This is a genomic window from Haloplanus vescus (assembly GCF_900107665.1).
Classification (GTDB): domain Archaea; phylum Halobacteriota; class Halobacteria; order Halobacteriales; family Haloferacaceae; genus Haloplanus; species Haloplanus vescus.
The window spans coordinates 841,363-856,158 of sequence record NZ_FNQT01000001.1 but is presented as its reverse complement, the minus strand read 5'-3'; the positions used below and the strand labels follow the sequence as shown (position 1 = coordinate 856,158).

Genomic DNA, 14,796 nt, shown 5'->3' with positions numbered 1-14,796 from the left:
TCATAGACTGATCTGCAATCGCTGTGAAGAGTTCGCTATCGCTCATCTGTTACTAATTGAGATAAATATCAAGTAATCGTAGGAGTCAACACTGTAACATGGATGCCGACCGATTTGAAAGGACTGTGGCCCGTTGGCTGCAGAAAGAAGGTTTTAGGACTGAACTCACTCCACCAACAAATGATAGAGGTGCGGACATTATAGCCAAGAAGCATGGCAGAAATTATGCCGTCCAGGCAAAGGCATACGCTACTGGAAACCGCGTTGGTAGCCCTACAGTACAGAAAACATCTGGTCTTTTGACACGGCCAGATATTCACGGTGCGATTGTTATTACTACTAGTTCATTCACTTCTGAAGCGAAAGCAGTCGCCGAAAATCGCGGGGTCAAACTTGTCTCTATTGATGGCAACTCTCCAACCTACTCTCAAAGCCGAAACAAGAGGCATTCATCTTCGGTAAACAAAGATTTCCACTCTGACCCTCGTATTCAACATCATCAAGAGGAGGCTGGTATCTCTCCTGTAGATGACGAGGATGACAGTTCTGATGGAGACTTCACAGCGTCAATTACCTGTCCGACGTGTGGCGAGAAGATAGACGGAGATCAGGTGGCGTTCGTGAGCCATTGGGTGAATTGTAGTATACCTAATGAACGCCCATCGGAGATACCAACGAAATATTGGTGGAACATTAAGGATAAGGTCGATACGAGTAGTCCAGACTTGGAGTTTGACGGGGTAGCTTCTGAGACAGACATTGAGAATGCAATAACCATGTTGTCTCTTGTGAGTCAGAAACAAGACGAGGTTGATTCCTCCGATCCAGAGGGGGCACCAAGGAAGGAAGTGATCTCAGAGTGCGAAAACGAATTTGGAATGGAGACTTCCTATGCGGAAAAATTGTTGCGAATACTCCGAAACGAGGGAAAAATATATTCTGTTAATTTTGGTGTATCTTTAAGAACAGAAATCAAAAATCCCGACGACAAACTGCCTTCCGAAATTTCATAGGGACCTCTGCGGACAGAGGCATAGTTTGCTCGTCTCTATATGGCCCTGATTCACCAAATCAACAGAAAGAAAAATTTCAATCTACTAGTGAGATACCCCTCTGATAGTGCCTGATTCCTAGCATTTTTACTTCTATATATTCGCATGACATTTGGATATGATAGATGAGATCAAGGAATATGCCTCCGTAGGTGCTGAAACTACTCTTATCATCGCAATTGAGAATGACGCTGTCCGCTCAAAGGCTCCTGAAGATTCAGATAAATTCGATTTGGGTGAGGAAATACTTGAATATACAGATGCCTTCACCGGGACGGTAAAAACCGAGACTGGTATCAGAGAATCATACGGTGAGGATGGATGGTGTATCTATGTCGATCCTCGTACAATTCTTGCTGAACTTGCCCACGAATACGATGGAAAAGTCGCTAGATGGGCTATCGGGGAGGTCCTTGAACTCAACCACAAGGGTCACACCGTTCGTAATGTCGAAAACGTTCGTGAGTCTGACCCTGATGATTCGATTGATATCGATACTGCAGTTGGTCCATCCATTGCGAATAAGACGACGACCGATGACAGGTCCTAATCGGGGAACGGCCGCAACATAATTTCAACATCGTCAGCCCCAGGCAGCGTCTCGCCCTCACCAGCCATACCTACGCTTCGGCGCCGCAGACCCTCGAGAGTCCGCTCACTTCAGACGCTCTTGGAGGAAAGAGGGATGCGTCGCGGTCACGCCGTCGATGTCGCGAATGTCGTCGCTGATTACGTCGCCGAGAGCGTCGCCGTCCGGCGCCCGGACTTCGGCCATCAGCATGTGGTCGCCGGAGGACGTGTAGAGTGCTTCCACGGCGTCCATCGCCTTGAGCGCGCGCGTCACTTCGACGTAGCGTTCGCTCTCGACTTCGATGCCGACCATGGCAATCGACTGCCCCGAGAGTTTCTTCGGGTCGACTTCGGCGGAGTAGCCGACGATGATGCCGTCTTCTTCCATGCGTTGAATGTACTTTCGAACCGTCGGCTTCGACACCCCGGCCCGGTCGGCAATCTCGCCGTAGGAGGCCTGTGCGTCCTCCTCGAGGATAGAGAGAATGCGACGTTCCGTATCGAGCGTACCCATACCTCTTCGTTTCTGTTCCCGGAAAAAATATGTTCCGAAGACGAAAATCGATTCGTCTCGGCTACTTGTGACGGTCGAGGAACATGTCGTGGGTGCGCTCCCACTCGTAGTCCTCGTCGAAGTAGCGCTCTGCGAGGGGGTCGTCGGGCATCTCGCCGATGGCCTGTTTCTCCTCGGAGTAGGACGGTCGGTCCTCGTCGACGTAGAACCGGCCGGTGAGGACTTCACCCTCGTACAGCGTCCGTTCGGCCTCCGTGGCCATTCTCGACGCCTCTTCGCGGTTGGTCGGGTCGAAGTCGTAGTCGTCGGAGTCGTTCACGTCGGTGTAGGGGACGTACTGTCGGGCGTCCTTGTTCCAGGTCGGACACTGGGTGAGGAAGTCGACGTGGGCGAAGCCGTCGTGTTGCATCGCCTCGACGAGAATCTCCTTCGCCTGGTTGGGGTTGACCGCCGCCGTCCGGGCGACGTAGGAGGCGCCGGAGGTGATGGCGAGCGACAGGGGTCGGATGGGGTCCTTGGCGCTCCCGTGGGGTTGGGTCTTCGACTTGTGGCCCTTCGGCGACGTGGGCGAGGTCTGCCCTTTCGTCAGGCCGAAGATTTCGTTGTCGAAGACGATGTAGGTCATGTCGTGGTTCTCGCGGGCGGTGTGCATGAAGTGGTTCCCGCCGATGCCGTAGCCGTCGCCGTCGCCGCCGGCCGCGATGACCTCGAGTTCGGGGTTGGCGAGTTTGGCCGCGCGCGCGATGGGCAGCGAGCGTCCGTGAATCGAGTGGTAGCCGTAACACTCGAAGTAGCTGTTGAGCTTGCCCGAACAGCCGATGCCGGTGACCAGCAACACCTCGTCGGGGTTGCGGCCGATTTCCGGCATGGCCTGTTTCAGCGCCTTCAGGACGCCGAAGTCGCCACAGCCCGGACACCACGTCGCCTGCGGTTCGAGGGTGGGCGTGAACTCTTCGCGGTCTATCTCTCGCTCTTCGCCGATGGCTGAGAATGCACTCATTGGTTAGTCACCTGCCGCTGGTACGTACGTCGTCTGCTGGTCGGGGACGTCCTTCCCCTCGATGCTCGCTTCGAAGCCCGCGACGATTTCGGCGGGTTCGAACGGTTCGCCGTTGTACTTCAGGAGGCTCGACAGCTTCTCGCCGAAGCGACCGAGCTCCTTCTGGGTGAGGCCGCGGAACTGCCCGGAGGCGTTCATCTCGACCACCAGCGCCTCGTCGACGCTCTCGAGGAACTCCGTCATCTCTGCCTCGGGGTAGGGCATCATGTCGCTGACGCCGATACCCTTCACGGAGTGGCCGGCGTCGTTGAGGCGGTCGACCGCCTCCGCGACGGTGCCCTGCTGACTCCCGAAGGTGATGAGGCCGTACTCGGCCTCGTCGGGCCCCATGTACGTCTGAGTCGACTTCCCGTCGAGTTCCTCGCGGATGGCGTCGAGTTTCGACATCCGACGCTCCATCTGCGTGACGCGGTTCGTCGGACTCTCCTCGATGTGCCCCGCCTGATTGTGCTCGTTCCCGGTGACGAGGAAATGCCCGCCCTTCTGGCCGGGGATGGAGCGCGGACTGGCGCCGTCCTCGGCGTCGTAGCGGTAGCGGTGGAACTTCCCACCCGGTCCGTGGGGGGCGTCCTCCAGCGCTTCCTCGGTCATCACGGCGCCGAGGTCCGCGTTCGGCTCGCGGTCGAAGTGACTCGCGGGCACGTTCATCAGTTCGCCGCCGAGCTTCTGGTCGTAGAGCAGGATGACGGGGATGTTGTAGCCGTAGGCGAGTTCGAACGCGATTCGGGACTGTTCGTACGCCTCGGCGACTGTCCCCGGCGCCAGCACGACGCGGTTCGAGTCACCCTGACTCGTGTAGAGGACGTGTTCGAGGTCGCCCTGTTCGGGCTTGGTCGGCAGGCCCGTCGAGGGACCGGTCCGCATCGCCTCGACCAGCACGACCGGCGTCTCCGACATCTCGGCGAGGCCGAGCGGTTCGGACATGAGCGCGAAGCCACCGCCGGAGGACCCGGACATGGACTTCACGCCCGCGTGAGAGGCGCCGAGTGCGAGCGCCGCCGCCGCAATCTCGTCTTCCACCTGCTCGGAGATGCCGCCGATTTCGGGCAGGGCTTGAGACATGATGGTGAACACTTCGGTCCACGGCGTCATCGGGTAGCCGGCGATGAACCGACAACCCTCATCGATGGCGCCGTAGGCGATGGTGTCGCTGCCCGAGAGCAGCACCTGTTCCTCCTCGTGGCTCCCCTGCGGCACGCGGAGGTCGTGGGTGAACTCGAACTCCTCTTTCACCATGTCGTGGGTGTAGTGGAGAATCTCCACGTTGGGTTCGAGAATCTCCTCCGGCATCGACTCGGCCATCAGCTCCTCGAAATACTCGAGGTCGATGCCGAGAAGCGCCGCCGTCGCGCCGACGCCGGCGGTGTTTCGCATCACTTCGCGGCCGTGTTCGCGTGCAATCTCTCGGAGGTTGAGGGGGTAGACGTGCCAGTCGTTCTCCTCGACTCGCTCCTCGAAGTTCGGGATGTCGTCGGCGTCCAGAAGTCCGGTGTCGTAGACGATGACGCCGCCCTCGTTGAGTTCGTCGAGGTTCTCGGCCAGCGGCTTGATCTCCTCGTCGCCGTAGTAGGCGTCCTCCTGTGGGTTGCGGGCGAAGGAGTCGCCGAGCGCCAGCAGACAGTTGAACCCGTCGCCGCGGGAGCGTACCGGCTCCGTGTCGGCGCGTACCTCCGTGTACGTGTGGCCGCCGCGAATCCGCGACGGATAGTGTCGGTGCGTAAAGACGTGTAGCCCCGCTCGCATCAGGGCCTTGGCGAAGTTCTGGCTGGTCGACGCGATACCGTCGCCCGAGCCACCAGCGATTCGCCACATGAGCTCGTGGTCAGTCATATTTACATCACGGCCCTCCGCGGGCCACTACTGAGACGGTTGGCTATGGCTCGACTAAAGCCTTTGCTATACGTTACCATGCAAAAATGATGTAAGACTCTCTCTCACGGGGGTCTCGCTTTCACGCACCGTCGCCGCTCGCTACTCAAAATCCCCGTTCGAGGTAGTCGTCGACGCGGGCTACCATCTCCGCGTCGTACGTCCAGAACCCGCGCCAGTGGTTCGGCTCGTACTGGTAGGCGAGCAGCGCCGCCCCGCTTTCTCTCGGCGAGCGGAACACGACACACCATGCGTTTCGGTACTCGTCGCTGGTGCCGCCGTGGACGGTCACATCGAGGCGAGTCGGAACACGGTCCGGAACTCCGTAGACGTGGACGTCGACCGGCCGCTCTGCGATTCGCTCGTACGCCGTTCGCGTGCCGTGCTCGTCTTGGAGCCGCGAGAGCTGCTGGAATGTCGACCGGAGCCGTCCCTCACCGGCCTCGTATGCTCGCCGCTCGATGTGTCTGGACAGCAGAATCAGCAGGAGTTTCTCCTTGTTCGACTGCGGATACCCCCGAAGGTCGAATAGCGTCTCGTCCAGCCCCTGGAGGACGGCGGGAATCTCGCGGTCGAACCCCGTCTGCGTCCTGAACCGGTCGCTGTTTACGAGCAGGAACGACTCCATCACCTCCGTCAGCGGCGAGACAGCGCTGAGTCGGCCGTCCTTGCGAAGCGCGAGTAGGTTCGCGTCCCGGTCCGGCACCGACCGCTCGGCCAGTTCGACCGACTGCGTGTCGAAGGCGTCGGCCAGCAACGCCTGAATCTGCTCTGGCTGCTGGCGGTTGATGGTCACTAGCGACACGTCGCTCTCATCCACGTCCTCGAAAAACTCGCGGATACTGGATGGACTGGCGTCGACAGCCATCTATCCGTTCAGGCGGCCCCCGTCGGTATATATCACTGGGGCCAATTATCAGCCGTGAGAGCGCGTCAGGAGTCGATGTTATCCGGACTGCGGGGATGGTAGTCAGTGTCGTACTGCCCCGGTTGGTCGTCCATCCGGTCGGGGTTGATGCGCCCGCCGAGGAGCATGTAGTCCACCAGCGTCAGCGCCAGCATTGCCTCCACGACCGGGACGCCACGCGGCGGCAGCACCGGGTCGTGTCGCCCGACGACCTGAATCTCTTTCTCCTCGCCCGTCTCCCAGTCGACCGTCGTCTGGGACTTCGGAATCGAGGTCGGCGCGTGCAGCGTCACCTCGCCGCGGATGGGCTGACCGGTCGTGATGCCGCCCTGAATCCCGCCGTGGTCGTTGCCGACGGGCACGGGGTCGTCGTCCGCGTCGAACTCCCAGTCCTCGTTGCGCTCGGAGCCGGTGTACTCGCGCGCCTCGCGCCCGAGTCCGAACTCGAATGCGGTGGCCGCGGGCACCGACATCATGGCCTGGCCCAGTCGGGCCGACATCGAGTCGAATCGCGGTGCGCCGAGGCCGCGGGGGACGCCCCGCGCCTCGAACTCGATGGCGCCGCCGATGGAGTCGCCCTCCTCCTGATACGTGCTGATGGCCTCCAGCATCTCCTCGGCCACCTCGGGGTCGCCACACCGGACCTCGTTGTCCTCGCTGTGTTCGACCATCTCCTCGAAGCTCACGTCGGGCGCCTCGATGTCGCCGATTTGGTTGACGTGCGCTTTGAGTTCGATGCCGTTCGCGGCGAGAATCTTCTTCGCCACCGCACCCGCCGCGACCCAGTTCACCGTCTCACGGGCCGAGGAGCGCCCGCCGCCGCCCCAGTTGCGCGTCCCGAACTTCGCGGAGTACGTGAGGTCGCCGTGGGAGGGTCGCGGCGCCGTGATGAACGGTTCGTACTTCCCCGACTGCGCGTCCTTGTTCTGAATGACCATCCCCAGCGGCGTCCCCGTCGTGTAGCCGTCCTGCAGGCCGCTGTGGATGCGTACCTCGTCGGGTTCGCCGCGGCTGGTCGTGATCATGGACTGGCCGGGCTTGCGTCGGTCGAGGTCACGCTGAATATCCTCTTCGGACAGTTCGAGGCCGGCGGGACAGCCAGAGACGACGACGCCCATCGCGTCGCCGTGACTCTCCCCGTAGGTCGTCACCTGAAACAGACGACCGAATCGGTTACCGTTCATGTTCTTCCAGTTCGGCCCCGAGGTCATAAAGTACGTCGAAGAATCCCGGGAACGAGACGTCGACGTGGTCGGCGCCCTCGACGGTGGTCGTCCCCTCGGCCACGAGTCCCGCAATCGCCAGCGACATCACGATGCGGTGGTCGTCGTGGCCCGCGACCGACGCCCCCGTCAGCGTCGACTCGCCGCCGTGAATCGTCAGCGTGTCCTGTGTCTCGGTCACCGACGCGCCCAGCGTCTCCAACTCCGTCGCCATCGCGCGCACGCGGTCCGTCTCCTTGTACCGGACGTGCTCGCAGTTGACGATACGCGTCTCGCCGTCCGCGACGGCGCCGAGGACCGCGATGGTCGGAAGCAGGTCCGGCGTGTCGCCCACGTCGACCTCCACGCCCGACAGCGCGCTCTCTCGGACCGTGATTTCGCCCGCTTCGCGGTCCCACGAGATATCGGCGCCCATCTGCTCCAGTACGTCGACGATGGCGCTGTCGCCCTGCGCGCTCGGTCGCGCGCCCTCGACGACGACGCCCTCGTCGCCGCCGGCCACCGCCCCCGCGGCGAGTAGGTACGACATCGAGGAGAAGTCGCCAGGGACTGCGTACGGGTCCGGTCGCTCGTAGCGCTGGCCGCCCGGCACTCGGTAGCCTGCCTCGGTCTCCTCGGCGTTGATACCGAAGTCGGCCAGCACTTCGAGCGTGATGTCGACGTACGGCGCCGACTTCAACTCCGTCTCCAGGACGATTTCGACCCCGTCGACCGTCACCGCCCCCGCCATCAACAGCGCCGTGATGTACTGCGAGGACACGTCGCCGGGAATCGACACCGTCCCGCCGTCGATGGGACCGCCGACGACCAGCGGCGCTTGGCCGTTGGCGCGGGTGCTCTCCGCCCGCCCGCCGAGTTGCCGGATGGCGTCCAGGAGCGGCCCCTGCGGTCGCGAGCGGAGCGACGCGTCGCCGGTCAGCACCGTCAACCCGTCCGCGAGCGCCGCGCACGCGGTCACGATGCGCGTCGTCGTCCCGCTGTTCGCACAGTCGATGACGTCCGCTGGGACGCTCGGCGTCCCGCCAAAGCCGTCGATATCGAGGCGTCGGTCGTCCTCTGCGCGGTCGACCTGGCCGCCGAAGGCCTCGACCGACCGCATCGTCGCTCGCGTGTCCGCGCTCACGAGTGGGTCCGAGACGACGGCGCCGTCACTGTACCCCGCGGCGAGAATCGCTCGGTGCGTGTAACTCTTCGACGGCGGCGCGCGCGCTCGTCCCCCGACCCGTGAGCGGGTGATGTCCACGTCCATACCCGAGGGTCGGGCGGCCCCCGTATCAGCGTACCGACCGCGGCGCTCTCGTCGGCGTGTCTGCCCTCGTCAGTCCGCGGTCTCGACGCCGGTGAACTCGAACCGTGCCCCGCCGTCCGCGCTGTCGGTCAGGCGAACCGCCCACCCGTGCGCGTCGGCAATCTCTTTGACGATGCTGAGTCCGAATCCCGTCCCGTCTTCGGACGTCGTGTAGCCGGCGTCGAACACGCTCGCGCGGTCGGCTTCGGGCACGCCGACCCCGTCGTCGGCGACGTAGAATCCATCCTCTAGGTCGCCCACGGTGACCACGACTGGGGCTTCGCTCTCACCGCCCGTCCGTCCCGCCCCGTCGCTGGTTCCGTGCTCCACGCTGTTTCGCACGAGGTTCTCGACGAGTTGCTGGAGTCGACTCCGGTCGACCCGGATGGTCTGCTCGGTCTGTATCTCGATTCTCGCGTCGCCGGTTTCGACGGTGTTCCAGCACTGTTCGACACAGCGGGCGAGGTCGACCGGTTCGAGTGTCCCCACTTCCTCGCCGTTCCGCGCCAGCGACAGCAAGTCGTCGATCAGCTCGTTCATCCGCTCGTGTGCGTCCGAGACGGCGTCCAGATGCTCGCTGTCGATATCGTCACGGAGGATTTCGAGGTGGCCGTCCGCCACGTTCAGCGGATTCCGAAGGTCGTGGGACACGACGCTCGCGAACTCTTCGAGGCGGTCGTTCTGTCTCGCCAACTCCCGCTCTCGGCGCTTCTGCTCCGTGACGTTCTGTGAGACGGCGATGCCGGTGGTGATTTCGTCGCCGCCGTCTCGGACCGGCAGGGTCTGGATGCGATACTCCTTGTTCTGATACTCCTGTTCGAACGTGTGACGCTCGCCCTGCAGGGCGGCCCGGTAGTTGTCGGCGAGTTCGTCCGCGATATCGGCGGGGAACAGGTCGTGCGGTGTGGCGCCCTCCAAGCCGGCCGACGATGGGCCGACCGACGACAGTTCGGTCCCGCCAGCGAGTATGTATTCGAGGTCTTCATTGAAGAGGAACACGGCGCCGTCGGGGAAGTTTTCGACGAGCGTTCGATACCACCGCTGGCTCTCACGGAGCGTCCGCTCGCGCTCGATTCGCGAGAGCGCCTCCTCGGCGTTGGCGGCGAGCGTCCGTGCCAGCGTGATGTCCGCGTCGTCGAACGCGCCGGGTTCGGTCGCAGCGACGTACATCACTCCGTGCTCGCCCAGCGGGAGGATTATCTCCGCGCCGAACGCCGTGTCGTCGTTGTAGCGACCGGGTTCGGTGGAGACGTCTTCGAAGACGCGAACCTTGCCGTCTCGGAACGCGTCCCACGACAGGCTTTCACCCGGGTCGTACGTCGGCGCCTCCCCGATCAGCTCCAGTGCCTCGTCCGTCGTCGCTGTCGGGACGAGTGCGTCGCGGTCGTCGTCGTAGAGGTAGACGCTGTTCATGGGGAGGCCAAGCACGTCCCGCGCCGTCTCGACCGAGAGTTCGGCGACCGCCTCGCGCGTCGACGCCCCCATCAGCGACCGCGTCGCCTCGTGGAGCGCCTCGATGCGACGCCGGCGTTCGTGGCGCTCGGTCACGTCCTGGAACTGCGAGAAGACCGCGACCACCTCGCCGTCCTCGTCGGTCACGACGCGGTTGTGCCACTCGCAGACGATGTGCTCGCCGTCTTTCCGCACGTTCTCGTCGATGCTGTGGTACCCGCCTTCGGCCTCCGCCAGCGCCGAGGTGACCGCCTCGACGCTCTCGTAGCTGTCGTCGGCGACGATTTTCTCCCACGTCTCGCCCCGAAGCTCCGCCTCGGAGTAGCCCAGAATCTCCTCGCCAGCCTCGTTTATCCTGACGATTTCGAACTCGTCGTTGTACTCGATGACGCCGAGCGACGACTGCTCGACGAACAGGGACAGGCGTTGCTGGCTGGCTTTGAGGTCGCGTTGCGAGCGATACTGGTCGACGGCGTTCCTGATGCGATTGGCGAGGACGGCGTACTGGCCCGTCTCTGCCGCGCTCCCCGCCTCCTTCTCCAGATAATCCGTGACGCCCGCGGAGATGGCCTCGCTCGCTATCTCCTCGCTCCCCTTGCCCGTGAACAGGATGAACGGTAACTCCGGGTGCGCGTCACGGACCTCGCGGAGGAACTGAAGCCCGTTTTTCCCGGGCATGTCGTAATCGGAGACGATGCAGTCGAACGACGCGTCCGCGAGTCGGTCCATCCCCACCTCGGCGTTCGGCGCCGTCTGCACGCGCAACTGCGAGTCCTCGCGTTCGAGAAAGTCTGCCACTAGATCCGCGAACCCGGGTTCGTCGTCGACGTGGAGTACGCGAATCGGCGAGTCTGTAGACATGGATTGGCGTTCGATTCCAGTTCTCACTCGAAAGAACGCTCGTCGCAGTTAAAAGATATTGGGGCGGACCCTCATCTTCTAAATGTTTCCATAAAGTAGGGCGGGTATGTTCGAGAAGTCGACGTGGATCAAGCTCCCGCGGAACGTCGTCGTGGGTCACGGCGTCCTCGACGACCTCGGCGACGTCGTCGCCGACCTCTCCGTCGCCGGGCGACCGCTGGTGGTCACGAGTCCGACGCCGAACGACCTCGTCGGCGACCGGGTCCGTGCCCACCTCGGCGGCGACCCCGCCACCGTCACCGTTGAGACGGCTGGCTTCGGCGCCGTCGAACGCGTCGTCGACGCCGCGGAAGCCGAGTCCGCCACGTATCTGGTCGGCCTCGGCGGCGGCAAGCCAATCGATACGGCGAAGATGGCCGCTGACCGCCTCGGGCTTGGCTTCATCTCGATACCCACCGCCGCCAGTCACGACGGCATCGTCAGCGGGCGCTCCTCGATTCCAGAGGGAGACACCCGCCACAGCGTGGCCGCTGACCCGCCCCTCGCCGTTGTCGCCGACACGGAGGTCATCGCGGCCGCACCGTGGGAACTCACCACCGCCGGCTGTGCCGACATCGTCTCCAACTACACCGCCGTCGAGGACTGGAAACTCGCCCACCGCCTGCAGGACGTTCACTACTCCGAGTACGCGGGCGAGCTCGCGCGCATGACCGCCGAACTGCTCGTCGAGAGCGCCGGCTCCATCAAACAGGGACTCGAGGAGTCGGCGTGGGTGGTCGTGAAGGCCCTCGTCTCCTCCGGCGTCGCCATGTCCATCGCTGGCTCCTCTCGCCCCGCCAGCGGCGCCGAACACCTCTTTTCCCACCGTCTGGACCGTATCGCCCCCGACCGCGCCCTCCACGGCCATCAGGTCGGCGTCGGCTCCATCATCGTCGCCTACCTCCACGAGGGCGAGAAGGGAATGTGGCGCAACATCCGCGACGCCTTGGACGTCATCGGCGCGCCGACGACGGCCGCGGACCTCGGCTTCGACGACGAGACGATTATCGAGGCGCTGACGACGGCCCACCGCATCCGTGACCGCTACACCATCCTCGGCAACGGCATCAGCGAGGCGGCCGCCCGCGAGGCGGCGGTGACGACGGGCGTCATCTGATACTGCCGCTGACGACTATCGCGAGTTACTGAAGCGAGCAACCGAGAATCCGACGAGGACACCTAACGAGATCGTGATTAGATCGGAGTCCACAGTTACCACACCGAATAAACTGAGGTAATTGATGAGGAGGAAGAGGGCGAACCCGAGAATCAATGCACCAAAGAGGGGGACGACGTCTTCTTGGTGAGTTATGGGCATCATCCGACAGATTCTCGCCGCTGGTAAGTGCTTTGTCTGTATGCAGCGCGGTCTCGCCGAGATATCCGATAAGCGCAACACCAAAGCCGGTCCGTACCCGACCCTCACTCATGGCAACGGCCAGCGCTAGCGGCCCGGTCAAGGAGCATCCCGCCGCCGTCACCGCTCTCCTCTCCGTCGTGGGCTACGCCCTCGTCGTGGGGACGTTCGTCGGCGTCTTCCCCGAGTCCATCTACCCCGACCTCTCGCTCCAGCAGGTGAACCGCTTCAGCGACGGCATCGCCGTCGTCAACACGCTCGCGACGCTCTCGCTCGTCGCCGGGTGGCGGTGGATTCGCCGCGACGAGGTGAAAAAACACGCCGCCGCCATGTCGACGGCGTTCGGTCTCATCCTCGTCTTTCTCGTCCTCTATCTGGCGAAAATCGGCGGCGGCGGCACCAAGGAGTTCGTCGGGCCGCAGCTCGTCTACTACGCTTACCTCCTCATGCTCGCGATTCACATCATCCTCTCTATCGTCTCCGTCCCCGTCGTCCTCCACGCCCTCGTCCTCGGTCTGACCCACACGCCCTCGGAACTCCGAGACACGGCCCACGCTCGCGTCGGGCGAATCGCCGCCGGCGCGTGGATTCTCTCGCTCTCGCTCGGCGTCGTCGCCTACCTCCTCCTCAACCACGTCTACAGTTGGGAGTTCACGGCGGCGGCCGTCGTCCTCGCGGCCCCTGCTTCTCGCTCGCTCAGGGCCCTCGCACCGTGACGACGGGCACGTCGCTCCGGCGGACGAGCCGTTCGGTGACGCTCCCGACCAGATATCGGTCCAGCCCCTGCCGGCCGTGGGTCCCCATCACGATCAAGTCGATACCCGCCTCGTCAGCGTACTCGCGGATGGCCTCCTCCGGGATACCCTCGCGGACGGTTTCGACCGTCTCGACGCCCGATTCGGTCGCTCGCTCCGCGACGGCCGCCGTCGCCGCCGCGCCCTCCTCCCGGAGCGTCTCGCGCAGGTCGTCGAGGCTCAGTTCGGGCGCCGCGTGCGCCACGGCGTCCACGTCGACGACGTAGCAGGCGTGAAGCGTGGCGTCGAAGCGGTCCGCGATGGTCACGGCGTGCTCCGTCGCCGCTGCCGCACACTCGCTGCCGTCGGTCGGCACCAGAATCCGTTCGTACATACCTCACCTTCGTCCCCCGGCCCCTCAATCCCGTCGACCGGTCGACAGAAGGACTTTTTGTCCGGTCCGTCGTGGCCCTGCGTGTGCGCATCGCGTTCGTCGCGACGACGACTGCCCACCACGGCGACGACTGGAACGCTCGGCGGATGCGGGGCGTCGCCGAGCGACTGGCAGCGCGCGGCCACGACGTGACCGTCTGCTGTACGCAGTGGTGGGACGGCGACCACCCGGCCTTCGACTTCGAGGGCGTCACGTACCGCCGCGTCACCGCCGAACCGGCGCCGCGAGCGTTTCTCGCCAGACTCCCACTCGTCCTCAACGGCCTCGCGCCCGACGTCATCCACGTCGCCACCGATCCGTATCTCGCGGTGTCGGCCGCGAAGGTGGCCGGGATGATTCGGCGTACCCCCGTCGTCGTCGAGTGGTGGGCGCACCCCGACGACACGGCGCCGCCCTGGCGTCGGTACCGGGCCGCCCGCTCGGCCCACCGCGTGTTCGTCCCCTCTCGCACCGTCGAGACGACCGTCCGCGAGTATGGCGCCGACCCCGACGCCATCGACGTGCTTCCCGACAGCGTCGACATGGCTGGGATTCGGAGCGCGCCGGTCGACACTCGCGCCGACGTGGTGTACGCCCGGGACCTCGACGAACACGCCAACGCCGAGGAGTTCCTGCTGGCGATGGCGGAACTCCGTGACCGCGAGTGGAGGGTAGCGATTATCGGCGACGGCCCCGCCCGTCCCGATATCGAACGCACTGCCCGCGACCTCCGCATCGACGACCGGGTCGAGTTCCTCGGCGCCCTCGACCCCGAAGCGCAGCGACCGATTCTGAAGGGCGCGCACGTCTTCGTCCAGACGGCGACGTGGGCGCCGTTCGCGACGGAACTGTTGCGCGCGCTCGCCTGCGGATGCGTCGGTGTCGTCGAGTACCAGTCGGGGTCCGCGGCACACGAACTCGTCGAGGAGGACCCGCGCGGGTCGCTGGTCACGTCGCCACAGGAGATTGCGGACGAAATCGCCGCGGCCGCCTCGATGGAGTCGTGGACGGTCAACGAGGCCTACGCCCCCTACGACCACGACGCAGTCCTCGACCGATACGTCGACTGCTACGAACGCGCCGTGGACGATTATGGCCTGTTCTGACGTTTCGGAACGCTTTTCCGCCTGATACATCCACGAACGGGCATGAGCGACGACGTTGCGGCCGAACTCCGCGAGCAGTTCCGAACGGCCTTCGAGGGTGCCGACTTCCCCGTGACCGGGCAGATGGACCTCGTCCCCGCGCTTCCGGACGGGCCGGGCACGCGCTTCGAGGCCGGCGACGGCGCTATCTCGATGTCGGCGATGGAACTCGCATCGAAACTCGACGGCCACCAGAACTTCCCCTACGACTCCGTCGACGAACTCGTCGACGACGTGATGGCGGCGCTCGAAGCCGAAGACATACTGTAAGGTTTTGGTCGTTGCCGACCTA

14 protein-coding genes are annotated in these 14,796 nt (G+C 63.8%); 6 read left to right on the top strand and 8 right to left on the bottom strand.

The window, feature by feature from the left end; all coding sequences use genetic code 11:
* Positions 1-98 precede the first annotated feature (98 nt).
* Positions 99-1,013, top strand: coding sequence for a restriction endonuclease (locus BLU18_RS04545; protein ID WP_092632137.1), 915 nt, complete (start codon positions 99-101; stop codon positions 1,011-1,013).
* Positions 1,014-1,170: 157 nt separating this feature from the next.
* Positions 1,171-1,602: a hypothetical protein gene (locus BLU18_RS14495; RefSeq protein WP_143025224.1), complete on the top strand. Its 432-nt coding sequence runs from the start codon at positions 1,171-1,173 to the stop codon at positions 1,600-1,602.
* Positions 1,603-1,707: 105 nt separating this feature from the next.
* Here BLU18_RS14495 and lrpA1 read toward each other — a convergent pair whose 3' ends face one another.
* The 7 genes from lrpA1 to BLU18_RS04510 form a co-directional block, all read right to left on the bottom strand.
* Positions 1,708-2,136 carry an HTH-type transcriptional regulator LrpA1 gene (gene lrpA1 / locus BLU18_RS04540; RefSeq protein ID WP_092632134.1) on the bottom strand — a complete coding sequence of 143 codons (429 nt, stop codon included), beginning with the start codon at positions 2,134-2,136 and terminating at the stop codon, positions 1,708-1,710.
* A gap of 61 nt (positions 2,137-2,197) precedes the next feature.
* Positions 2,198-3,136, bottom strand: coding sequence for a thiamine pyrophosphate-dependent enzyme (locus BLU18_RS04535; protein WP_092632131.1), 939 nt, complete (start codon positions 3,134-3,136; stop codon positions 2,198-2,200).
* Positions 3,137-3,139: 3 nt separating this feature from the next.
* Positions 3,140-5,026, bottom strand: coding sequence for a 2-oxoacid:acceptor oxidoreductase subunit alpha (locus BLU18_RS04530; protein WP_092632128.1), 1,887 nt, complete (start codon positions 5,024-5,026; stop codon positions 3,140-3,142).
* A 145-nt stretch (positions 5,027-5,171) separates the two neighbouring features.
* Positions 5,172-5,933: a DICT sensory domain-containing protein gene (locus BLU18_RS04525; RefSeq protein ID WP_092632125.1), complete on the bottom strand. Its 762-nt coding sequence runs from the start codon at positions 5,931-5,933 to the stop codon at positions 5,172-5,174.
* A 65-nt stretch (positions 5,934-5,998) separates the two neighbouring features.
* A complete protein-coding gene (gene aroC / locus BLU18_RS04520) occupies positions 5,999-7,156 on the bottom strand; it encodes a chorismate synthase (protein WP_092632122.1) in 1,158 nt (385 codons plus the stop codon).
* Complete coding sequence (gene aroA, locus BLU18_RS04515) at positions 7,146-8,444, bottom strand: 3-phosphoshikimate 1-carboxyvinyltransferase (RefSeq protein WP_092632119.1); 1,299 nt, start codon at positions 8,442-8,444, stop codon at positions 7,146-7,148. Before aroA ends, aroC begins: the two co-directional genes overlap by 11 nt.
* 69 nt (positions 8,445-8,513) lie before the next feature.
* Complete coding sequence (locus tag BLU18_RS04510; protein ID WP_092632116.1) at positions 8,514-10,796, bottom strand: hybrid sensor histidine kinase/response regulator; 2,283 nt, start codon at positions 10,794-10,796, stop codon at positions 8,514-8,516.
* A gap of 106 nt (positions 10,797-10,902) precedes the next feature.
* On the opposite strand from BLU18_RS04510, the gene BLU18_RS04505 reads away from it, so the two are divergent.
* Both BLU18_RS04505 and BLU18_RS04495 read left to right on the top strand, forming a co-directional pair.
* A complete protein-coding gene (locus tag BLU18_RS04505; RefSeq protein WP_092632112.1) occupies positions 10,903-11,952 on the top strand; it encodes an NAD(P)-dependent glycerol-1-phosphate dehydrogenase in 1,050 nt (349 codons plus the stop codon).
* Positions 11,953-12,263: 311 nt separating this feature from the next.
* Complete coding sequence (locus BLU18_RS04495; protein ID WP_092632108.1) at positions 12,264-12,908, top strand: DUF420 domain-containing protein; 645 nt, start codon at positions 12,264-12,266, stop codon at positions 12,906-12,908.
* Here the strand turns inward: BLU18_RS04495 and BLU18_RS04490 are convergent.
* Entirely contained in the window at positions 12,889-13,320 is a 432-nt protein-coding gene (locus BLU18_RS04490; RefSeq protein ID WP_092632105.1) for a universal stress protein, read from the bottom strand. The genes BLU18_RS04495 and BLU18_RS04490 overlap by 20 nt on opposite strands.
* Positions 13,321-13,403: 83 nt before the next feature.
* Between BLU18_RS04490 and BLU18_RS04485 the strand changes: the two genes are divergently transcribed.
* Both BLU18_RS04485 and BLU18_RS04480 read left to right on the top strand, forming a co-directional pair.
* Positions 13,404-14,465 (top strand): glycosyltransferase, encoded by a 1,062-nt coding sequence (locus tag BLU18_RS04485; RefSeq protein WP_092632102.1) that lies wholly within the window; start codon positions 13,404-13,406, stop codon positions 14,463-14,465.
* Between the two features lie 42 nt (positions 14,466-14,507).
* Positions 14,508-14,774, top strand: coding sequence for an MTH865 family protein (locus BLU18_RS04480; RefSeq protein ID WP_092632099.1), 267 nt, complete (start codon positions 14,508-14,510; stop codon positions 14,772-14,774).
* Positions 14,775-14,796: the final 22 nt, after the last annotated feature.

Excerpts from the sequence above, each read along its gene's own strand:
- BLU18_RS04545 (WP_092632137.1), top strand. The coding sequence starts at position 99 with ATGGATGCCGACCGATTTGAAAGGACTGTGGCCCGTTGGCTGCAGAAA.
- BLU18_RS14495 (WP_143025224.1), top strand. The coding sequence starts at position 1,171 with ATGATAGATGAGATCAAGGAATATGCCTCCGTAGGTGCTGAAACTACT.
- lrpA1 (WP_092632134.1), bottom strand. The coding sequence starts at position 2,136 with ATGGGTACGCTCGATACGGAACGTCGCATTCTCTCTATCCTCGAGGAG.
- BLU18_RS04535 (WP_092632131.1), bottom strand. The coding sequence starts at position 3,136 with ATGAGTGCATTCTCAGCCATCGGCGAAGAGCGAGAGATAGACCGCGAA.
- BLU18_RS04530 (WP_092632128.1), bottom strand. The coding sequence starts at position 5,026 with ATGACTGACCACGAGCTCATGTGGCGAATCGCTGGTGGCTCGGGCGAC.
- BLU18_RS04525 (WP_092632125.1), bottom strand. The coding sequence starts at position 5,933 with ATGGCTGTCGACGCCAGTCCATCCAGTATCCGCGAGTTTTTCGAGGAC.
- aroC (WP_092632122.1), bottom strand. The coding sequence starts at position 7,156 with ATGAACGGTAACCGATTCGGTCGTCTGTTTCAGGTGACGACCTACGGG.
- aroA (WP_092632119.1), bottom strand. The coding sequence starts at position 8,444 with ATGGACGTGGACATCACCCGCTCACGGGTCGGGGGACGAGCGCGCGCG.
- BLU18_RS04510 (WP_092632116.1), bottom strand. The coding sequence starts at position 10,796 with ATGTCTACAGACTCGCCGATTCGCGTACTCCACGTCGACGACGAACCC.
- BLU18_RS04505 (WP_092632112.1), top strand. The coding sequence starts at position 10,903 with ATGTTCGAGAAGTCGACGTGGATCAAGCTCCCGCGGAACGTCGTCGTG.
- BLU18_RS04495 (WP_092632108.1), top strand. The coding sequence starts at position 12,264 with ATGGCAACGGCCAGCGCTAGCGGCCCGGTCAAGGAGCATCCCGCCGCC.
- BLU18_RS04490 (WP_092632105.1), bottom strand. The coding sequence starts at position 13,320 with ATGTACGAACGGATTCTGGTGCCGACCGACGGCAGCGAGTGTGCGGCA.
- BLU18_RS04480 (WP_092632099.1), top strand. The coding sequence starts at position 14,508 with ATGAGCGACGACGTTGCGGCCGAACTCCGCGAGCAGTTCCGAACGGCC.